At 67.9% G+C, this 19922-nt stretch carries 21 protein-coding genes; 3 read left to right on the plus strand and 18 right to left on the minus strand.

From position 1 onward, the window contains the following. Window positions 1-11 precede the first annotated feature (11 nt). Entirely contained in the window at window positions 12-1001 is a 990-nt protein-coding gene (locus tag ACFWP0_RS28560; protein ID WP_377848000.1) for a Bug family tripartite tricarboxylate transporter substrate binding protein, read from the minus strand. A 103-nt stretch (window positions 1002-1104) separates the two neighbouring features. Between ACFWP0_RS28560 and ACFWP0_RS28565 the strand changes: the two genes are divergently transcribed. Further along, a complete protein-coding gene (locus ACFWP0_RS28565) occupies window positions 1105-1902 on the plus strand; it encodes an IclR family transcriptional regulator (RefSeq protein WP_377848001.1) in 798 nt (265 codons plus the stop codon). Here ACFWP0_RS28565 and ACFWP0_RS28570 read toward each other — a convergent pair. From ACFWP0_RS28570 to ACFWP0_RS28585, 4 genes are all read right to left on the minus strand, one after another. Next, complete coding sequence (locus tag ACFWP0_RS28570; protein ID WP_377848003.1) at window positions 1899-2444, minus strand: DUF934 domain-containing protein; 546 nt, start codon at window positions 2442-2444, stop codon at window positions 1899-1901. The two genes, ACFWP0_RS28565 and ACFWP0_RS28570, sit on opposite strands and share 4 nt — an antisense overlap. Continuing rightward, entirely contained in the window at window positions 2437-4179 is a 1743-nt protein-coding gene (locus tag ACFWP0_RS28575; RefSeq protein ID WP_377848004.1) for a nitrite/sulfite reductase, read from the minus strand. Before ACFWP0_RS28575 ends, ACFWP0_RS28570 begins: the two co-directional genes overlap by 8 nt. Before the next feature lie 250 nt (window positions 4180-4429). Further along, complete coding sequence (locus ACFWP0_RS28580; RefSeq protein ID WP_377848006.1) at window positions 4430-4621, minus strand: DUF2970 domain-containing protein; 192 nt, start codon at window positions 4619-4621, stop codon at window positions 4430-4432. A gap of 75 nt (window positions 4622-4696) precedes the next feature. Next, complete coding sequence (locus ACFWP0_RS28585; RefSeq protein WP_377848008.1) at window positions 4697-5632, minus strand: LysR family transcriptional regulator; 936 nt, start codon at window positions 5630-5632, stop codon at window positions 4697-4699. 306 nt (window positions 5633-5938) lie between these two features. On the opposite strand from ACFWP0_RS28585, the gene ACFWP0_RS28590 reads away from it, so the two are divergent. Continuing rightward, window positions 5939-7276, plus strand: coding sequence for a DUF3100 domain-containing protein (locus tag ACFWP0_RS28590; protein WP_377848009.1), 1338 nt, complete (start codon window positions 5939-5941; stop codon window positions 7274-7276). Window positions 7277-7336: 60 nt separating this feature from the next. Here ACFWP0_RS28590 and ACFWP0_RS28595 read toward each other — a convergent pair whose 3' ends face one another. From ACFWP0_RS28595 to ACFWP0_RS28645, 11 genes are all read right to left on the minus strand, one after another. Beyond that, a complete protein-coding gene (locus ACFWP0_RS28595) occupies window positions 7337-7921 on the minus strand; it encodes a hypothetical protein (protein WP_377848011.1) in 585 nt (194 codons plus the stop codon). Between the two features lie 347 nt (window positions 7922-8268). Next, window positions 8269-8868 carry a glutathione S-transferase gene (locus tag ACFWP0_RS28600; RefSeq protein ID WP_377848013.1) on the minus strand — a complete coding sequence of 200 codons (600 nt, stop codon included), beginning with the start codon at window positions 8866-8868 and terminating at the stop codon, window positions 8269-8271. A gap of 26 nt (window positions 8869-8894) precedes the next feature. Continuing rightward, a complete protein-coding gene (locus tag ACFWP0_RS28605; RefSeq protein WP_377848015.1) occupies window positions 8895-10601 on the minus strand; it encodes an FAD-binding protein in 1707 nt (568 codons plus the stop codon). A gap of 5 nt (window positions 10602-10606) precedes the next feature. Further along, window positions 10607-11335 carry an SDR family NAD(P)-dependent oxidoreductase gene (locus ACFWP0_RS28610; RefSeq protein ID WP_377848016.1) on the minus strand — a complete coding sequence of 243 codons (729 nt, stop codon included), beginning with the start codon at window positions 11333-11335 and terminating at the stop codon, window positions 10607-10609. 9 nt (window positions 11336-11344) lie between these two features. Next, window positions 11345-12097 carry an SDR family NAD(P)-dependent oxidoreductase gene (locus ACFWP0_RS28615; protein ID WP_377848018.1) on the minus strand — a complete coding sequence of 251 codons (753 nt, stop codon included), beginning with the start codon at window positions 12095-12097 and terminating at the stop codon, window positions 11345-11347. A 19-nt stretch (window positions 12098-12116) separates the two neighbouring features. Beyond that, on the minus strand, window positions 12117-12836 hold the full coding sequence (locus ACFWP0_RS28620) for an ABC transporter ATP-binding protein (protein ID WP_377848020.1): 720 nt from the start codon (window positions 12834-12836) through the stop codon (window positions 12117-12119). Next, window positions 12829-13593, minus strand: coding sequence for an ABC transporter ATP-binding protein (locus tag ACFWP0_RS28625; protein WP_377848022.1), 765 nt, complete (start codon window positions 13591-13593; stop codon window positions 12829-12831). The genes ACFWP0_RS28620 and ACFWP0_RS28625 overlap by 8 nt, the downstream gene beginning before the upstream one ends. After that, entirely contained in the window at window positions 13590-14594 is a 1005-nt protein-coding gene (locus ACFWP0_RS28630; RefSeq protein ID WP_377848023.1) for a branched-chain amino acid ABC transporter permease, read from the minus strand. The genes ACFWP0_RS28625 and ACFWP0_RS28630 overlap by 4 nt, the downstream gene beginning before the upstream one ends. Then, window positions 14591-15493, minus strand: a complete 903-nt coding sequence (locus ACFWP0_RS28635; protein ID WP_377848025.1) for a branched-chain amino acid ABC transporter permease — start codon at window positions 15491-15493, stop codon at window positions 14591-14593. The genes ACFWP0_RS28630 and ACFWP0_RS28635 overlap by 4 nt, the downstream gene beginning before the upstream one ends. A gap of 67 nt (window positions 15494-15560) precedes the next feature. Continuing rightward, window positions 15561-16775, minus strand: coding sequence for an ABC transporter substrate-binding protein (locus ACFWP0_RS28640; protein ID WP_377848026.1), 1215 nt, complete (start codon window positions 16773-16775; stop codon window positions 15561-15563). A 79-nt stretch (window positions 16776-16854) separates the two neighbouring features. Continuing rightward, on the minus strand, window positions 16855-17649 hold the full coding sequence (locus ACFWP0_RS28645; protein ID WP_377848028.1) for an SDR family NAD(P)-dependent oxidoreductase: 795 nt from the start codon (window positions 17647-17649) through the stop codon (window positions 16855-16857). A 206-nt stretch (window positions 17650-17855) separates the two neighbouring features. On the opposite strand from ACFWP0_RS28645, the gene ACFWP0_RS28650 reads away from it, so the two are divergent. Next, complete coding sequence (locus tag ACFWP0_RS28650; protein ID WP_377848030.1) at window positions 17856-18533, plus strand: GntR family transcriptional regulator; 678 nt, start codon at window positions 17856-17858, stop codon at window positions 18531-18533. 21 nt (window positions 18534-18554) lie between these two features. Here the strand turns inward: ACFWP0_RS28650 and ACFWP0_RS28655 are convergent, their stop codons facing one another. Further along, a complete protein-coding gene (locus ACFWP0_RS28655) occupies window positions 18555-19205 on the minus strand; it encodes a carbonic anhydrase (RefSeq protein ID WP_377848032.1) in 651 nt (216 codons plus the stop codon). 185 nt (window positions 19206-19390) lie between these two features. Next, on the minus strand, window positions 19391-19732 hold the full coding sequence (locus ACFWP0_RS28660) for an FxLYD domain-containing protein (protein ID WP_377848033.1): 342 nt from the start codon (window positions 19730-19732) through the stop codon (window positions 19391-19393). Window positions 19733-19922 lie beyond the last annotated feature (190 nt).

Raw genomic sequence — 19922 nt, forward strand, 5'->3', positions numbered from 1 at the left:
CCTGTGCTCCTCTAGTTGGCTTTGAGGTTGGCGTTCTTGACGACCGCGCCCCATTTGTCGATCTCGCTGGCGATCTTCGCGCCGAAGGTCTCGGGGGTGTTGGGCGATTGCGGCGGGAAGAACCCGGACTGCTTGTAGGAGGCTTGCAGGGCCGGACTGGCCAGCGCCTTGTTCATGGCCTGGTTCAGGCGGTCGATGACCGGCTTGGGGGTGCCGGCCGGGACCACCACGCCGAACCAGGATTCCACGTCGAAGCCCGGCAGGCCGGATTCGGCCAGCGTGGGCGCATCGGGCGTGGCGGGCAGCCGTTCCGGCGAGGTGACGCCGATGGCGCGCAGCTTGCCGGCCTGCACATGAGGCAGGGACGAGGGCAGGTTGTCGAACATGGAGTCCACCTGTCCGCTCAGCAGGTCGGCCACCGCCGGGCCGCTGCCGCGATAGGGCACGTGCAGGATGTCCGTGCCGGTCTTCATCTTGAACAGCTCGCAGGACAGGTGGATGGACGATCCGCTGCCGGACGAGGCGCAGGTCAGCTTGCCGGGGTGCGCCTTGGCGTAGGCGATGTATTCCTGCACCGTCTTGACCGGCAGCTTGGGATTGACGACCAGGATGTTCGGGATGGTCGCCAACAGGCCGACGGGCTCGAAGCCCTTCACGAAGTCATAGTTGAGCTGGCTGTACAGCGTGCGGTTGATGGTGTTGGCGATGGAGCCGACATACAGGGTGTAGCCGTCGGGCGCCGCGCGCGAGACGATTTCCGCGCCGATGTTGCTGTTGGCGCCGGTCTTGTTCTCGACCACGACGGTCTGGCCCAGTTCTTCCGAGAGCGACTTCGCCATGAGGCGCGCCACGATGTCGGTGGCCCCGCCGGCCGCGTAGCCGACGACGAGCGTCACGGGGCGTTCGGGGTAGGGCTTGGCGGCCCAGGCCGGCGCGGCGGCCAGCAGCCCGCCGCTCAAGGCCAACGCCGCGGCGGTCCACCGCTTGCTGTGTGTCTTCATTGTTGTCTCCGTCCTGTTTTGTCTAATATTTGGACAGATCTTTGTCTGTCCGTCTTCATATTGGGCTCTGATGGGGGCCTCATCAACGCGGGGTGTCCAAAAATTGAACAAGCCGGATTCCGAGGGTTCCGGGCCGCGCGTGCTGCGCCGCGGATTGCGCGTGCTGGGCGTCCTGCGCCAGGCGGGCGCGGCGGGCATGCATGTGGTGGACATCGCGCAGGCGGCGGGCATGCAGCGTTCCACCGCGTATCGCTACCTGGACGTGCTGGTGGAGGAGGGGTATGCGCTGCGCGAGTCGCAAGCCCCGCGCTGGCGCGTGGCCGAGCTGGGCGTCATGATGGCCGGCGACCCGCATGCGCAGGCGGTGCGCAGCCTGCGGCCGGTGCTGCGCCAGATCAGCGATGTGAGCGGGGATTCCGCCTTCCTCATTTGCCGCGCCGCAAACGACTCCCTGTGCCTGCACCGCGAGGTGGGCAACTACCCCGTGCAGGTGCTGGCGGTGACGGTCGGGCATCGCCAGCCGCTGGGCGTGGGTGCGGCCGGGCTGGCGCTGCTGGGCGCCTTGCCGCCGGACGAGGCCGAGGAGGTGATGGCGCAGAACGAACAGGCGCTGCGGGCCTACGGCGGCATGACGGTCGCGCAGATGCGGCGGCTGGTGGAGAACACGCGCGACCGGGGCTGGGCCGTCGTGGGCAACGCCGCGGTGCCGGGGGTGCTGGGGGTGGGGGTGGCGCTATGCGACGCGGGCGGCTATCCGCGCCTGGCGGTCAGCGTGTCCAGCCTGATCAGCCGCATGCAGGCGCCGCGCCAGCGCAGCATCGCCGACCTGATCCGCGCGCAGCTGGCGCAGGATGAGCCCGGGATGCCGCGCTGGGCCTTGCCCGGCGCGCAGGGCGGCTAGGTAGCCGCCGGGGCCGGCACGCGGTACGTCTTCTGGTAATGCACCGTGAACGTCTTGAACGCGTCCAGCGCCTTGCGCGGGTCGTGTCCGGGCTTGACCAGGAAGCTGTCGAAGCCCACGCGCGCCTGGTAGTGGATGGTGTCGATCATCACGTCGCCCACCGCGCGCAGCTCGCCCTGCCACTGATAGCGGGTGCGCAGCAGCTGCGCCAGCGAGTACCCGCGGCCGTCGGTGTAGACGGGGAAGTCCACGGCGATGAAGGCGATGCCGGCGGGGTCCAGCGCGCCGTCGGCGTCGGCCAGGTCGGCCAGGTCGGCGTCAGGGTCGAGCAGCACGGCGACCGGGTGCTTATGGCGGCGCAAGGCGGCGCGCGATGTCTTCCAGACGGAAAGCGGCACGATCCAGCCGGGCTCGTCGCCGGGCACCTGGCCTTCGGCCGGCACTTCGGGTTCGGGCGTGAAGGGGCGCGAGGTGTCGGCTTCCAGCTTGCCGTTGCGGATCAGGTGCGGGCCGGGGGCGTCGTGGGCGTAGATCTCAGACATGGGCGGCCTCCGCGACCTGGGCGGGCTTGGCGAAGGCGGGGTCCGCGTAGACGTCCTGCTTGAAGGGATCGATGCCGACGCGGTCCACCACGTCGATAAAGCGTTCCGCCTCGCTGTCGCGCAGGCCCAGGTAGGTGCGGATCAGGCGGTCGACCACGCCGGGCACCTGGTCGCGGGCGAACGAGGGGCCGATGATGCGGCCGACGGCGGCGCCGCCTCCGCGCGTGGACTCCAGGTCGGGCAAGGGCTTGGCGGCGCCGTTCTGGCGGCCGCCCAGCGTCACCTGATACCACTCTTCGCCGGCCTTATCGACGCCCAGGATGCCGATGTGTCCGACGTGATGGTGGCCGCAGGAGTTGATGCAGCCCGAGATGTTCAGGTCCAGCTCGCCGATCTCGAACAGGTAGTCCAGGTCGTCGAACTGGCGCTGGATGGCTTCGGCCACGGGGATGGAAACAGCGTTGGCCAGCGCGCAGAAGTCCCCGCCCGGACAGGCGATGATGTTGGTGAGCAGGCCGATGTTGGGCGTGGCCAGGTTCAGCGCTTCCAGCTTCTGCCAGAGTTCATGTAGGCGCGCGCGGCGCACGTCGGCCAGGATCAGGTTCTGTTCGTGCGAGACGCGCAGTTCTCCGAATCCATAGGCGTCGGCCAGGTCGGCCACGGCGTCCATCTGGTCCGCGGTGATGTCGCCCGGCGGCACGCCGGTGGGCTTGAGCGAGACGGTGACGGCGGCGTAGCCGGCGACCTTGTGCGCGTGCACGTTGGTGCGCAGCCAGCGCGCAAAGCGCGGATCGGCGGCGGCCAGCGCGGCCGTATTGTCGGTGTCGGAAGCGGCGGCGGCATCGTACTGGGGCCAGATGAAGCGAGCCTTGATGCTGTCGACGAATTCCTGGGTGATGGTGTCGGGGCCGCCCTTGATGAGCTGCCACTGTTCGTCGACCTGCTGCGCATAGACTTCGGGCGTCAGGTCCTTGACCAGGATCTTGATGCGGGCCTTGTACTTGTTGTCGCGGCGGCCGTGCAGGTTGTAGACCCGCAGCGCGGCCTGCATGTAGGTCAGCAGGTCCTGCCATTCGACGAAGGGATTGATCAGCTTGCCGACGATGGGCGTGCGGCCCATGCCGCCGCCCACCCAGACGCGAAAGCCCAGCTTGCCGTCGCGCTCGACGGCCTGCAGGCCGATGTCATGCACGCCCACGGCCGCGCGGTCTTGCACGGCGCCGCTGACGGCGATCTTGAATTTGCGCGGCAGGAAGGCGAATTCCGGATGCAGCGTGGACCACTGGCGGATGATCTCGCACCAGACCAGCGGATCCACGAGCTCGTCCGGCGCGACGCCGGCGAAGTGGTCGGTGGTGGTGTTGCGGATGCAGTTGCCGCTGGTCTGGATGGCGTGCATCTGGACCGTGGCCAGTTCGGCCAGGATGTCCGGCACGTCTTCGAGCTTGGGCCAGTTGTACTGGATGTTCTGGCGGGTGCTGAAGTGGCCGTAGCCGCGGTCCCACTTGCGCGCGATGTGCGCCAGGGTGCGCAGCTGGCGCGACGCCAGGATGCCGTAGGGGATGGCCACGCGCAGCATGGGCGCATGGCGCTGGATGTACAAGCCGTTCTGCAAGCGCAGGACGCGGAATTCATCTTCGGTGAGCTGGCCGTCGAGGAAGCGGCGCGTCTGGTCGGCGAATTGCGCCACACGCTGCTCGACAAGCTGCTGGTCGACGGGGTCATACACGTACATGTCTACTGCCCTTGAAGTCTTCTCGGTCTGAGCCCCTTGGATACGCCCGGCGCAACGCGCGGGCAAAAGGGGGATTCATAACCGTAACAGGCAGCCGTCGGCAGCGTCTAAGTCATTCTGGTAATAAGGTCATAAGGCCCCGGCGGTGCGCGCGCTACGCGTGCTTTCTGTCCCGCGAGGAGGCTACCCCGCCTTGGGGCGGCCCGGCGGCGGGGCGGCTATTTTTGCGCAGGGTTTGCGCTGCGCGCGCTTACAGCGCTGCGTTTACCGCCCAGCGCGCGACGAAGACCAGGATGATCACCAGGCACGCGGCCATCAGCAGGCCGGTGGCGATGAGCGGGCCGGGCTTGTTGTGGGCGATGTCGGCGTCGTAGCCGCGGCCGCGTCGGACGCCGAAAAAGCCCCAGAGCACGGAACGGACCGTGCGCAGGAAACTAAGCATATGCGCCTCCTGGCGGATTCGTGGACAGGACCACTGTAGACGCTGCGGCGGCGGACAAACAGATGCAGATCGGCCTCAGCCGACCGTATCAGTTGGCGGCGGGGCCGGCGTGCCGATGCCGCGCACGATGTGGTCCAGCAATTCGCGGGCGGCGGGCGAGATATGGCGTCCCGCGCGGCTGAGCACGTGCAGGCTGCCCTGGTTCAGGATGGGGTTGGCCAGCGGCAGGCTGGCCAGCCGCTGGGCGCGCATGTCGGCCGTGACCGCGATGGGGGGCGTGAGCGCGTAGCCGATGCCGGCGGCGGCAAATTGCCACAGTGCCTTGAAGGACGAGGTGGTCAGCACGTTGCGCAGCCGCACCTGTTCGCTGATCTCGGCGGCCTGGATGTGCTGGCGCACGCCAAAGCCTTCCTGCATGGACGCGCCGGGATAGTCGGCCAGGTCCGTCAGCAGCAGGGGGCGGCGCAGCCGCGTCAGCGGATGGTCCTGGCCGACGATGGCGCGGATGGGCTCGGGCCGCGAGTAGTGCGTGCGCAGGCGGGCGTCGTTGGGCGGCTGGAACACCAATCCTATATAGGCGCGGTCGTCCACGATGCGCTGCACGATCTCGGAGGTGCGGGCGACCTCGATGTCCAGCGTGACCTCCGGGTGGCTGCGCCAGTAGCCGGGCAGCACGCGGTCGAACATGAGTTCGACGAAACCCTCGCCCAGCACCAGGTCGATGTGGCCGCGCTCGGCCTTGCGCAGGCTGTCGATCTCGGAGAAGAAGCTCTCCTGGATGTTCTGCTGGCGCTTCACGTAGCGGGCCAGGATGTGGCCGGCGTCGGTAGGCACCACGCCGCGTCCCCGGCGCTCGAACAGCGCCATGCCGCAGTCGCGCTCCAGCGCGGCGATGGCCCGGCTGACGGCGGAAGGGTCCATGTCCAGCACTTCGGCGGCGCCGCGCACCGAGCCGCGGCTCATGACCTGCATGAAGTAGTGGGTGCGGCGGGCGTCGAGTTTTTCGTCCATGACGGGGGCTCCGTGACGGGATTGCGGCGGGAGATCCACAGAATGATCCTAGGGTTTACCCCTAAAACTATCGATACCGTGCAAAAATTTCCCAGGAAAAGGCTGCGTGTTGCATTTTACGCAACGCTAATGCCCTGGCGGTGTCATGGTTGCCCGCCGGACCCCCGGGCGAAAATCGCCCTTGCTGCCCGCGCCGCCGCCGCTTTGCGCTGCCGATCCGCTTTTTTTGCGCGAACGGCCCGCGCCCGCCGGCCCGGCTTGAGGCAAGCCGCCACGAATACTATTCACGTTCATCAGGGGAATCCGATGTCTCACGCCAGCGCCAGCCTGGCCGCGCCCACCATGCCGCTATCCGGCCGCATTCGCATGCTTGCCGCCATCTTGCTGGTGGTGGTCATTTCCGAAGCGATCGGCAGCGTCACCTTCGCGGTGGGCCCGGGCAAGATCATTCTGCAACCGATGCTGTGGGCCATCTTCATCGGCGCCATCGTGGCCGCCTTCGGCCAGCGCCTGCCTGTGGGCACGGGCATCGACAAGGCGATGCAGACCCGCATCAGCGGCTATCTGCAATACGCGCTGCTGCCGTTCCTGGCCAAGCTGGGCCTGATGGTGGGCGGCGCCCTGCCGCAGGTGCGCGAAGCCGGCTGGGCGCTCGTGTTCCAGGAATTCGGCCACTTCTTCGGCACCATGGCCATCGGCCTGCCGCTGGCGCTGCTGCTGGGCATCAAGCGCGAGGCCATCGGCGCCACCTTCTCGGTGGGCCGCGAGCCCAGCCTGGCCATCATCGGCGAGCGCTACGGCATGAATTCGCCGGAAGGCCGCGGCGTGATGGCCGAATACATCACGGGCACCGTGATCGGCGCGCTGTTCGTGGCGCTGATGGCCGGCTTCATCACCAGCCTGAACATCTTCGATCCGCGTTCGCTCGCCATGGGCGCAGGCGTCGGTTCGGGCAGCATGATGGCCGCCGGCGTGGGCGCCATCGCGTCCCAGCAAACGCCTGAAATGGCGCATCAGGTCGCCGCCCTGGCCGCCGCCGCCAACCTGCTGACGACCGTCGTGGGCGTGTACTTCACGCTGTTCATCTCGCTGCCGACGACCATCTTCCTGTACGGCAAGCTGGAGCCCGTGCTGGGCCGCTTCTCGCGCGGCAAGGCCGACGACGCCGTCGTGGACAACAGCGTGTCGGAGGACGTGCCCGCGCACAGCGCCAAGATGGGCTTTGGCGACCGCCTGACGGCCTACGTCATCTGCGGCCTGTTCGCGCTGGTGGGCAACCGCCTGGGCTACAACGTGCCGTTCGCGGACGCGCTGCCGGGCATGGGCATCATCATCCTGCTGGTCGTCATCACCGACCTGATCCTGCGCGTGGTGCCCAAGCTGCCGGCCGTGTTCGTACTGTCGCTGATCGCCATGACGGCGGGCTGCCCCGGCGTGCTGCCGTACTCGGACCAGATCATCGCGCTGGTCGGCAAGGTGAATTTCCTGCCGTTCACGACGGTGATCCTCGCCATGGCCGGCCTGTCGATCCTGAAGGACCTGCCCGCCTTCCGCAAGCTGGGCTGGAAGATCGTGGTGGTGTCGCTGGCCGCCAACGCCGGCACCTTCCTGGGCGCCACGATGATCGCGGAATTCTTCCACTGATCCGGCTGCGCCCGACGACAATGCCACCCGTGCTTCGGGTGGCTTTTTTTTGGGCCATGGTCAGGGCGTGTTGCCGGGCCGGTAGCGCGCGTTGTCGGTGACGTTTTCCGTGGCGCCGATGTTGGCGACCTTGGGAATGCCGAGGCCGGCGGCCTTCATGGCGACGGCGGCCTGCAGTTCCTGGACCTGCGGATTGCCCATCGCGACGCGGTAGGGCTGCAGCGGAAGCAGGCCTTCGATGGTGCCCAGGTCATTGGCGCTGCCGGCGCGCTGCGCGACCGGGTCGGGTTGCGCGGAAAAGTCCTCGACGGCGCGCCGCAAGCGGAAGTCGGCGTACTGGTAGCGCAGTTCGTCGACGTCGGGGGCCGTGGCGGCGATCGCCAGCGGCGTGTGCGCGGCGAGGTCGCGGTGGTGGCCGGGCGCCGTAGCGTGCGCGGGCAAGGCCGCCTTGGCGGCCTGGGCGCGGGCGATGCGCTGGGCTTCCCAGGCGTCTTGGGCCTGCGCGCTGCGCTGGGCCTGGCGCGCGGCGTAACTCTGCGCGGCACGTTCGGTTTCCCAGGCGGGGCGGGTGTCGTCCAGCATCGGGATGTGCGCCGGGTAGGGCGCGGCAACGCGGGGAATCGCGGAGATCGCAGCGACGTTCATGCGGGGCTCCCTGTCGTGGTTGGCCTGTAGGTTGGTCCGTCCAGCGAGTTACAAGTTCACTGTAACAGATGGAGCCCCCACGCCGCGCACGCTGCGCGTGCTTGCTGCCCCCCGAGGGGGCGCTTTTGCCTTGGGGCGGCCCGGCGGAAAAAGATGCCCCCACGCCGCGCACGCTGTGCGTGCTTGCTGCCCCCCGAGGGGGCGCTTTTGCCTTGGGGCGGCCCGGCGGCAAAAGATGCCCCCACGCCGCGCACGCTGTGCGTGCTTGCTGCCCCCCGAGGGGGCGCTTTTGCCTTGGGGCGGCCCGGCGGCAAAAGAGCCCCTACGCCGCCGCGCCCCATAGCCGCTCAGGGCTTGGTGGCCAGCATGGACGGGCGCTGGCTGAAGGTCTCGTACCACGCGGCGGCGGCCGGGTGGGAGGCGCGCCAGTCCAGGTCGGGGAAGCGGAAATCCAGGTAGCCCAGCGCGCAGCCGATGGTGATGGTGCCGATGTCGAACCGGCCTTCCAGCGAGGCGGCGTTCTTCTCGATGAGGGCGAGGCCGTCGCGGACCTTGCCGAGCTGGCCTTCGATCCAGTCGCCCCAGCGCAGCGCTTCGGGGCGCAGCGCGCGCTCGTAGCGGGCAAGCAGCGCGGCGCCCAGCATGCCGTCGGCCATCGATTGCTCCGTCAGCACCTGCCAGCGCGTCTTGCCGGTGGGAAACAGCGCGCCGCCGCCCAGGTCGTTCAGGTATTCGCAGACCACGCGGCTGTCGAACAGGGCCTGGCCGTCGTCGGTGATGAAGGTCGGCACCTGGCCCAGCGGGTTGGTGGGGATGATGGTCTGGTCGCGCGCGACGGGGCCGGCGGCGCTGGGCAGTTTTTCGATGCGGTCGGCCAGGCCGAGCTCATGTGCGATGACCATGCATTTGCGCACAAAGGGCGAAGCGGGCGAGAAGTAGATTTTCATTGGTGGTCCTTGTCGGTGGAGAGGCGTCAGTGTTGCGCATGGGCCAGGTGCTGTCCAGCCACCCAGCCAAAGGTCAGCGCGGGGCCGAGCGTGATGCCGGGAGCGGGATACGCGCCGCCCATCACGGACTGCATGTCGTTGCCGGCGACGTACAGGCCGGGGATAGGCGCGCCTGCCGTGTCCAGGGCCTGGGCGTTCGCATTGGCCGCGATGCCGCAGGCGGTGCCGATGTCGCCGGGGTAGACCTTGACGGCGTAGTAGGGGCCGCCCGCGAGCGGCGCCAGGCAGGGGTTGGGCTGGTGGTCCGGGTCGCCCAGGTAGCGGTTGTAGGCGGTGCCGCCCTTGCCGAAGTCGGGGTCCATGCCTTGCGCGGCGTGGCCGTTGTAGCGTTGCACCGAGGCCTCCAGCGCATCGGCGGGAATTCCCAGGCGGCCGGCCAGCGCCGACAGCGTGGGAGCCTGCACCAGGTAGCCCTGGTCGATCAGGTGCTGGCGCGGACGTCCGCCGGGCAGCGCCAGGCCGAGGCCCCAGGTGTCGATGAAGCGCTGATCGCAGATCAGGAAAGCCGGGATGCTGGGCGTGCTCTCGTTGCTCCGGCGCATGGCCATCACGAACTCGTGGTACGAGGTCGATTCGTTCACGAAGCGCTTGCCCGCGCCGTTCACGGCGATGAGGCCGGGCTTGGCGCGGTCCCACACGAGGTGCGGATAATGCAGGCGCTTGCCGTCCTTGGATTCCAGGATGGAGACGGGCGCCCAGAACGCGGGGCTGGCGTAATCGCGCCCCAGGGCGGCGCCCGCCTGCTCCGACATCCGGATGCCGTCGCCCGTGCTCTCCCGCGGCGACATCGACCAGTTTCCGGCCGGCTGGGGATAAGTCCGGGCGCGGCGTTCGGTATCCCATGGGAAGCCGCCGGCCGCCATCACCACGCCGCGCCGGGCGCGGATGTTCAGGGTCTTGCCCGCGCGCGACACGGCGGCGCCGACCACGCGCCCGGAAACATCGCGATGCAGGGCATGCGCAGGCGCATCCAGCCAGTATTCGACGTCGCGCGCCAGCAGGCCGTGAAAGAGCTGGGCCGCCAGCGCGTTGCCCAGCAGCAGCCGCGTGCCGCGGTGGTAGCCGCGCGCGCGGTCGATGGCATAGCGCAGCAGCAGTCTCATGCCGTGCCGCCAGGCCGTGAACGAACGCGTGGCGCGCAGCAGGTGGCGCACGTCGGTGATGTTGACCATCATGCCGCCCAGCACGGTGAATTCCTTGAGCGGATCGCGCAGGGTCCGGAAGCGGCGGCCCAGCTTGCGGCCGTCGAACTCCACCGGATCCAGCGACCGGCCTCCCATCGCCGCGCCGGGGCGGTCGGGGTAATAGTCGGGCGAGGCGGTGCGCGCGGCCACGTCCAGGAACCCGCGCGAGACCAGGTAATCCATCATGCGCGGGCCGGCGTCGAGGTACGCGCGCTTCATGTCGTCGGATGCCGCCGCTCCGACCGTGTGTTCCAGATAAGTCCAGACCTTGTCCAGGCTGTCCGGGTGTCCGGCCGCCGCCGTTTGCGCATTCAGCGGAATCCACAGCGCCCCGCCGGAGATCGCGGTCGAGCCGCCGATGCGATCGGTCTTCTCCACCAGCAGCACGTCCAGCCCTTCCTCATGCGCGGTCAGCGCGGCGGCCATGCCGCCCGCGCCCGAGCCGACAATCAGCGCGTCGACTTCCTTGTCCCACTTGATGCTGTCCATGCTGCCTATGCTCCCGACCCGCCCAGCGACTTTCCGCCGTCCACGAAGATGACCTGCCCGGTGATGAAGTCCATGTGCGGCGCGGCCAGGAACGACACGGCATTGGCGATGTCCCGCGGCTGCCCGGCGCGGCCGGTGGGCTGCAGGGCAAGCTGCGCGGCCACGCGCTCGGGCGTCAGGTTGCGCAGGAGCGGGGTGTCGATGAGGCCGGGAGCAATGGCGTTGACCAGGATGCCGCGCGCGGCAAGCTCCATGGCCGAGGCGCGGGTGTAGCCCACCAGCGCCGCCTTCGAGGCCACGTAATGCGGATGGTTCTTTGCGCCCAGATAGGCGCGCGACGCGATGTTCACGATCTTTGCGCCCGGCTGCATTTCCCGGGCCGCCTCCTGCGTCAGTGTCGCCACCGCCAGCAGGTTCACGTCGAAGACGCGGCGATAGTCGTCGCTGCTCACGTCAAAGAACTTGCGCTCGTCGAAGAGGCCCGCGTTGTTGACGAGCGCGGCCAGCGGCGCCAATGAACGCGCCAGCGCGCGCGTGGCGGCCTCGTCGGCCAGGTCCACGACGCGGGGCTCCACCGCCAGCCCCTGCGCCTGCAGCGCCCGCGATTCCCTTTCCGCCAGCTCCGCGTTGCGGTCCGCCATCACGACGCGAAAGCCGTCGCGGGCCAGGCGTTCCACGATAGCCAGGCCCATGCCGCTTGCGCCGCCGGTGACCAGTGCCGTACCCAGATTCATGATCTCTCCTTATACGGCCAGGTAGCCGCCGTCGACGGGCAGCACCACGCCATTGACATAGCTGGCCATGTCGGACGCCAGGAACAGCACCGGGCCGACGATCTCGTCCGCCCGTCCGGCTCGCGCCATGGGTGCGCGCCGCATGTACCAGTCGGCGCCGCTTTCCTGGGCGCGCTGGCCCGCCGTCATCTCGGTTTCCATCAGCCCCGGCGCCACCGCGTTCACGCGCACGCCATGCGGGGCGAGGTCGCGCGCCAGCACTTCGGTGAACGAGCGCACGCCGCCCTTGGATACGACATAGCCCGCCGTCGAGATGCCGCAGCCGTACGCCACGATGGAGCAGAGGTTCACGATGGCGCCGCGCGCGGCCTTCAGCTGTTCGACGAAAGCGTGGGTGACGTTGAACGTGCCTTGCAGGTTCACGCCCATCACGCGATTCCAGATCTCCGGCGTTTGTGGGTCGTCGAAAGGCGCGCGCGCGGAGATGCCCGCGTTGTTGACCAGGACGTCCAGGCAGCCGTTGCGCGCGGCGGATTGCGCGGCAAAGGCGCGGACGGCGTCGGCGTCGGCAACATCCAGCACGGCGTCGACGGCCCGGCCGCCCGCGTCGAGGATGGCCTGCGCGGAAGCGGCGGCCAGCGCGGCGTCCACGTCCGCCACGATGACCATGGCGCCTTGCCGGGCGAAGCCCTGCGCGATGGCGGCGCCCAGGCCGCGCCCGGCGCCCGTGACGAGTACCCGCTTGTCTTGCATCAGTGTCATGGTTTTTCCTTTTGGCGCGCTAGGCGCCCAGGTAGGCGCGCTGCACGCCTTCGTCGCTGGCGAGCCCGGCGGATTCGCCTTCCAGCGCGATCTCGCCGTTCTCCAGGATGTAGGCGTAGCTGGACACCGACAGCGCCAGCTTCACGTTCTGCTCCACCAGCAGGATGGTGATGCCCTGCTCGCGGTTGAGCCGCAGCACGATCTCGAAGATCTGTTCGACCACCAGCGGCGACAGCCCCATCGAGGGCTCGTCCAGCAAGATCATGCGCGGGCGCGCCATCATGGCGCGGCCCGTCGCCAGCATCTGCTGCTCGCCGCCGGAGAGGGTCGCGGCCTTCTGTTCGAAGCGCTCGCGCAGGCGCGGGAAGGTGTCGCACACCATGTCCAGGTCCTGCCTGACCGCGGCGCGGTCGTGTCGCAGATAGGCGCCCATTTCCAGGTTTTCGCGCACGCTCATCTCGCGAAAGATCTCGCGGCCTTCCGGCACCTGCACGATGCCGCGGCCGACGACGGCGTCGGCGGGCAGGCGGTGGATGGGCTCGCCCGCGAAGCGCACGCTGCCGGCCGTGGGCGCCACCAGGCGCGAGATGACGTTGAGCGTGGTGGACTTGCCCGCGCCGTTGGCCCCCAGCAGCGCCACGATGGCGCCTTGCGGGACCTTCAGCGAAACGTCCTGCAGGGCGCGGATGTTGCCGTAGGCGGCCGACACCGCATCGACTTCAAGCAGAATTTCAGCCACCGGCGGCTCCCTTGCCCAGATAGGCCTCGATAACGCGGGGGTTGCCGCGCACTTGCGCGGGCGTGCCTTCGGCGATCTTCTCGCCGAACGACATGACGGTGATGCGATCCGAGATCGACATCACCAGCTGCATTACGTGTTCGACCAGCAGGACCGTGATGCCGTCGCGCTCGCACAGCTCGGTCAGGAGGCGGTCCAGCGTTTCGATCTCGCGGTTGCGCAGACCCGCCGCCGGTTCGTCCAGCAACAGCAGCTTCGGCGATATGGCGAGGGCCCGCGCGAGCTCCAGCATCTTCTGGCGGCCGAAGTCCAGGCTGCACGCCGGCGTGTCCAGGAAGTCGGCCAGGCCCACGCGCTCCAGCAGGTGCTCGACGCGGTCGCGGGTTTCGGCGGCCGCCGGGCGCAGCAGCTTGCCGGCGGCGTTGGCGCCGTGCGCATACGTGCCCAGCAAAGCGTTCTCGCGCACGCTCAGCGCGCTGAAAAGCTCCAGGTTCTGGAACGTGCGCGCCACGCCCAGCGCCGCCATTTCATGCGGCTTCTTCTTCGTGATATCGACGCCGTCGTACACAATGCTGCCGCTGCTGGGGCGGTAGTAGCGGGAAATGCAATTGAAGGTGGTGGACTTGCCGGCCCCATTGGGGCCGATCAGCGCGTGGATGCGGCCGCGCTCCACCTGCATGGACAGGCCGTTGATGGCGGTGAGGCCGCCGAACTTGACGGTCAGGCCCCGCACGTCCAGGTAAGGAGGGTTGCTCATGCCGCGCTCCTTTGCGCCGGTTTCGTGGCGGCCGCGGCGGTCCGCGGGTTCGTGGGCAAGGGCGCGGCCGGCGGCGGAGCGCGGCGGCGCGCGGCGCGGCCGGCGAACAGGCCCTTGGGCGCGAACATCATGAAGCCCATCAGGATGACGCCGTAGATGATTTCCTGGAACGACAGCGCCTGGCGCAGCAGTTCGGAGATCAGGCCGAAGGCCAGCGCGCCGGCGATGGCGCCGCGCACCGACCCGATGCCCCCGACCACCACCATGGTGAGGATCAGGATGGTGGTCTGGAAGCCCAGGCTTTCCGGGTGGATGAAGGACGCGAATGTGGTGTACATGCCGCCCGCGATCCCGGCATAGGCGGCCGACAGCGTAAACGCGGTGCGCTTGATGGCATTGACGTTCACGCCCATGGCTTGCGCCGCCACGTCGCTTTCCCGCACGGCGCGAAAGGCCGAGCCCAGCTGAGACCGGGACAGGGCGACGGTGGCCCACAGCAGGAGCGCGGCGATCAGCACGACGAAGGGATAGGCCTTCACGTCCGACACCAGTTCGTAGCCGAACAGCGTGGCCGGCGAGATCCGGAATCCGTTCGAGCCGTTGGTGACGGACTGCCAGTTCAGGAACACCCATTGCATGGCCTCGCCGAAGGCGAAGGTGGAAAGGGCAAGATAGATGTCCCGCATGCGCAGGGCCAGCGCTCCGATCAGGTAGCCCAGCGCGGCGGCCAGCAGGCCGCCCGCGACGATGGATATGAAGAACGGCGGATGCCAGAGGTTGTTGATGAGGCCCGCGGTGTAGATGCCCACGCCATAGAAAGCGGCGTGCGACAGCGCGAACTGCCCGGTCTCGCCGATGACCAGGTGCAGGCCCAGCGCCAGCACCACGAAGACCATCAGCAGGTTGACGACATAGATGACATAGCCGCTGGCCAGAAAGGGCAGGACCGCCAGCGCTGCGGCCATGAGCGCCAGCAGCGCGCGATCGATCTTGTTCTTCATACTTTCTTCACCTGCAGTTTGCCGCCCAGCAGCCCTTGCGGACGCAGCAGCAGCACGACCATGATGGCCACGAACGGCGCGACCACGATGGCGTTGGTCGAAATGAACAATCCCACCAGGTTCTCGGCCACGCCGATCACGAATCCCCCCACCACCGCGCCGGGCAGGCTGGTGATGCCGCCCACGATGGCGGCGGCGTAGGCCAGGATGGCGATGTGGCCGATGTCCGGGGTGATCAGGATCTTGGGCGTGATGAGCAGCGCCGCCACGGCCGAGATCAGGCCGGACAGCGCCCACACCATCATGCGGATGCGGGTCAGGTTCACGCCCGAGAGGCGCGCGGCCTTCGGGTTCATGCCCACGGCGCGCATGGCCCGGCCGACGCGCGTGTAGGCGAACATGGCGAAGAGCAGCAGCATGACGCCCACGGCCACCGCGAAGATCACCAGGTCCAGCGTGGTCAGCACCGCATCGCCGATGATGATGGCGTCGGTGGGGGCGAGCGGCGGCAGGGAGCGCGGCGTGTCGCCCAGGCCCGTCTGGCGCACCAGTCCCTTCAACGCGTAGGCCAGCCCCAGCGTGGCGATCACCATCTGCACTCCCACGCCCTTGGAGGCGATGACGCGCTCCATCACCACCCGCTGGAACAGGCCGGACAGCAGGGCGACCGCGGCCAGCGTGACAGGGATGGCGGCCAGGTAGGGCCAGCCCGTCACCAGCGTCAGGAACAAGGCGATGTAGCCGCCGACCATGAAGATCTCGCCCTGGGCGAAATTGGGCACGTCGGTGGTCTTGAAAATAATCACGACGGCAACCGCCAGCAGCGCGTATACGCTGCCCGTCACCAGTCCCGACAGCACCCCCTGCTGCAGGAACAACCAGATATCGGCAAAGCTCATGATGTTCTCCGGCGGCCCGCGCGATGCTGCGCCATCGCGCGGGCTCGGCCTGTGACAGGACGCAGGTTTACTTCTGGTACTGCCAGGTGCTCTTGAAGGCGCCGGGCACGAGCGACATGTTGGCGCCGTCGAACTTGATGTAGATGGCGGCCTCTTGCGCGGCGCGGTCGTTCGGGCCGAACTCGATGGGGCCGGCCATGACGCCCGAGTCGAACCTCATAGTCGCAAGCGCCTCCAGCACCTTCTCGCGGGTGGGCTGCGGGCCGGCGGCCTTCAGCGCGTTCACCACCGCCATGGCGGGCGGCAGGCCATAAGGCATGTAGCTCTGCGGATACCCCGGCTTGGCGGCCAGGTCGGGGTAGGACTGCTTGTACATGTCGTATACCCAGGTCAGCTTCGGGCCGCCCGGCAGGTCGGACAGCACGTCCTGGATGTAGACGTTCCTGAAGGCGTCCTTGTTGCCCACGTTTTCCACCAGCTGCTTGAGGTCGGCGGTGCCGTTGACCGCCAGCACGATGGGCTTGTTCCAGCCCAGCTCGTGCGCCTTCTTGATGATGAGCGCGGCGGGGCGGGCGTAGGTGGTCAGCAGCAGCACGTCGGGGTTGGCCGCGCGGATCTTCAGCATGGGCGCGGTCACGTCGGTGATGTTCGGGTTTACCGATTGCACCTGCAGCGCCAGGTCGCCGAGCTGCCTGGCCTGCGACTGCGCGGCTTCCAGGTTCCAGCCCCCGTAGGCGTCGTCATGGTTGATGTAGCCGATCTTCCTGGCCTTCAGGTGTTCCGAAGCGAACTGCACCATCGAGCCCCCCACCGCGTGCTGCGAAATGGAGAAGGCGCCGTAGATGTACTTGGACGGCGGGTAGAGCGCGCCGTCGCCCGAGGCGTTGAGCATGACGAGCGGCACCTTTTCGCGTTCGACATACTCGCGCGATGCGACGACCGCGGCGGAGCACGAGCCGCCGTTCAGCAGGAACACCTTGTCCTGCTCGTTCAGCTTCTTCACGGCGGCGACCAGATCGTTGGCGTTGCAGCGGTCGTCTTCCACGACCAGCTCGATCTGCCGGCCATTCACGCCGCCTTCCTTGTTGACCTTGGCGTACCACATCTTGGCGGCGTTCATCACGTCAAAGCCATAGGCCATGCCGCTGCCCGACAGCGGCGCGAAGACGCCGATCTTGATGGTCTTGTCCGTGATGCCCGGCTCTTGCTGCGCCTGCGCGCCCGTCGATAGGGCCCAGGCGCACAGCGCGGCGGCGGCTGTGTAGCGGCTACGTTGATTCATGTCTTGTCTCCCGGTTTCTTGAATGCGCGCCGTTGTTGTCGACGCTTTGCCGTGCCGGCGGCCGCGCCGCCGGAACCTCTTACTGCATGCGGTATCCGCCGTTCACGTCGATGACGCTGCCCGTGATGTAGCCGGCGTCTTCCGACGCCAGGAAGCGCACCGCCGCGGCCACGTCGTCCACGGTGCCGATGCGCCCGAGCGGAATCGCCTGCGCGGCCGCCGCGAGGGCGCCGCTGCTGGTGACGGTGCTGCGCAGCATGTCGGTGTCGATCAGGCCCGGCGCGACGCCGTTGACGGTGATGCCCAGATGCGCGGATTCGCGCGCCATGGCCTTGGTCAGGCCCAGCACGGCGGACTTGGCCGCGATGTACGAGGCGCTGGAGCGGTAGCCGCCGAGTTGCGCGGCCACCGAGGTGAAGGTGACGATGCGGCCGTGCGCCAGCGGCGCGGCTTCGCGCCGCCGCAGATAGGCGCGGCCGCACAGGAAGACGCCGCGCGCATTGACGGCGAAGCTGCGTTCCCAGATGTCCAGCGAGGTGTCCTTGATGAGCGGGCGCTCGCCGTTGGCCTGGAACAGCAGCAGCCCGGCGGCGCTGACAAGTACGGCGATGGGGCCGTGCTGTTTTTCGATCTGGTCGAACGCGCCGTCGACCGCGGCCTCGTCGCTGACGTCGAAGGCGTGCGCGGCGTGCGGGGCGCCCAGCTCGTCCGCCACGCGGCGGGCGCGCTGCGCGTCCACGTCCGATACCACCACGCGGAATCCGGCGCGGGCCAGTTCCTGGCAGATGGTGGCGCCGATGCCGCCGCCGCCGCCGGTGACCAGCGCAAGGCGGGAGGCCGGGCCGCAAGCGGCTGGCGTGGATACATTGGACATGCTGTCTCCTGTTTGGCGTGCCGTCGGCCCTGGGGCAAGGCAAGGCCGCGAATTCGAATTTTTTGCGATTATGTATACATGAAGTGGCCGCAGGTATAGGGGCTTACCCTGAACATCGTTTGATTTAAGGAGGAAGGACTAAGGAAATCCCTATTCGGCGCGAGAGGTAGGTGGGTGCATGTATTCTTCATGTATACAATGCGGTCATGGACACGCTATCTCAACACGTTACCGACACGCTGCGGGACTGGGTGCTGCATGGCAAATTCAGCCCGGGCGCCCGTCTTGAAGAAATCCCGCTGGCCGAGAAACTGGGGGTGTCGCGCACGCCGGTGCGCGCCGCGCTGGCGACGCTGGGCAACGAAGGCTTGCTGGAGCATCTGCCCAAGCGCGGCTACACCGTGCGCGCCTACGACATCGGGGAGATCGTGGCGGCCTACGAGGTGCGCGCCGCGCTGGAGGGGCTGGCCTGCCGGCAGGCGGCGCTGCGCGGGCTATCGAACGATGCGGTGGCGGTGCTGAAGAATTGCCTGGACGAGGGCGACCGGATCCTGGCGAAGGGCGTGTTGCTGCCGGAAGACCACCTGCCGTATCAGCAGGTGAACATCACGCTGCACAACGGCATCCTGGAGGCGGCGGGCAACCCGTGGGTAAAGCGCTTTGCGACGCAGGCGCAGGCCATTCCCTACGCGTCGGACCGGATCATCCTTTGGGAGGACCACGGCATCATCCTGCGCTCGCACGACGACCATCACCGGATCGTCAGCGCGATCATCGCCCGCGATGGGACGCGGGCGGAAGACCTGATGCGCGAGCACGTGTATTACGCGGGCATCATCCTGAAGAACAACTACGAGAGGCTGGCGCAGGCGTACCGCGTGTGAGAAGCCGCCGCGCGCCGCCGTTTATCCCGTGATGCCGGTTTCCAGGCAGGGGTTGAATTCGCCGGTGTCGGGGTCGCGCAGGAACAGGACGCCCGTGGCCACGCCGAAGTAGGTGCCGTGCAGTTCCAGGTCGCCGTTTTCGACACGGCGGCGGATGGACGGGAAGGTCATCAGGTTGTTCAGGCTGTGCTCTACCGTTGCCAGCTCAAGGCGCTTCAGGTTGGCCTGGCGGTCGCCGGTGCCGGGGCCCAGGCGCGCGGCCACGGGCTCGATCTGCGACATCCACTTGCCGATGAAGTCGCCCTTGGTGAGCGGCTTGGCGTCGTCGAAGAAGGAGCGGATGCCGCCGCAGGACGCGTGGCCCAGCACGACGATGTGCTTGACGTTCAAGCCGTTGACCGCGAATTCGATGGCGGCGCTGGTGCCGTGGTACGACGATTCCGAGTCGGGCTCGCAGGGCGGCACGAGGTTGGCGACGTTGCGCACCACGAACATCTCGCCGGGGCCCGCGTCGAAGATGACTTCGGGCGACACGCGCGAGTCGCAACAGCCGATGATCAGGATTTCCGGGCTTTGCCCAGTTTCAGCCAGCTTTTGGTAGCGGCTGCTTTCCGCGTGGAAACGGCCGTCCAGGAACGATTGGTAGCCTTCGGTGAGTCTTTTGGGAAACATGATCTTCACTTCCTAGTAACGTGGCCAGGCTTGCTGGCGCGCCGACATACGCAAGAAGGGGCTTCGTGTGGAAGCCCCTTTTATCGAGTCAACAAGCTGGATTTTCCCATAACTGACCCTACATCCCCCTGTCTAGACCCTGACGTAAAAAGGGTTTTTTCGCGCCCGGACCGGGGCGGGGGAGCCTAGCGGGCGGTTACGTCCTCTGCCGTGACCCGGGTGAATTGCAGCGGCGTCACCGCCTTGACGACCTTGATCTGGCCCGGCGCCAGGGGGCCGATGACGTCTTCCCGCACCCGGCCCACCTCCCGGTTCTGCGCGTCGTACAGCACGTAGGTCAAGAGGACGCTGTTGACGGGACGCGCGGACTGGTTGGCGAGGTAGCCGGTGATGGTGGACAGGTTCTGGTTGGTGTCGCGCACGGCCTGGACGTTGCCCAACGTGATGCCGTAGGCCAGGCTTTGCGCGCCGGCCGCGCCGGACAGGCCGGCAAGCAGGACGAGCGTGGCAAGGGCGGGCGTCTTCATGTTGGTCTCCTGGAATTCCGGCGCGTGAGGGGCGCCTTGGTGTCCGCGCCTTGGGTCTTCGCCGCCCCGCGTCTCGGGGTACGCCTATCTCACACCTTTCCCGCGCCGCGCACAACGGGCCAGACGGATGAATGGGTAACAGGTTGCGCGGGTTGTTGCGAAGCTGCGTGGTTTGTTCGATGATGACCGG

The organism is Achromobacter sp. NPDC058515 (genome assembly GCF_042721735.1).
Lineage (GTDB): Bacteria > Pseudomonadota > Gammaproteobacteria > Burkholderiales > Burkholderiaceae_B > Achromobacter.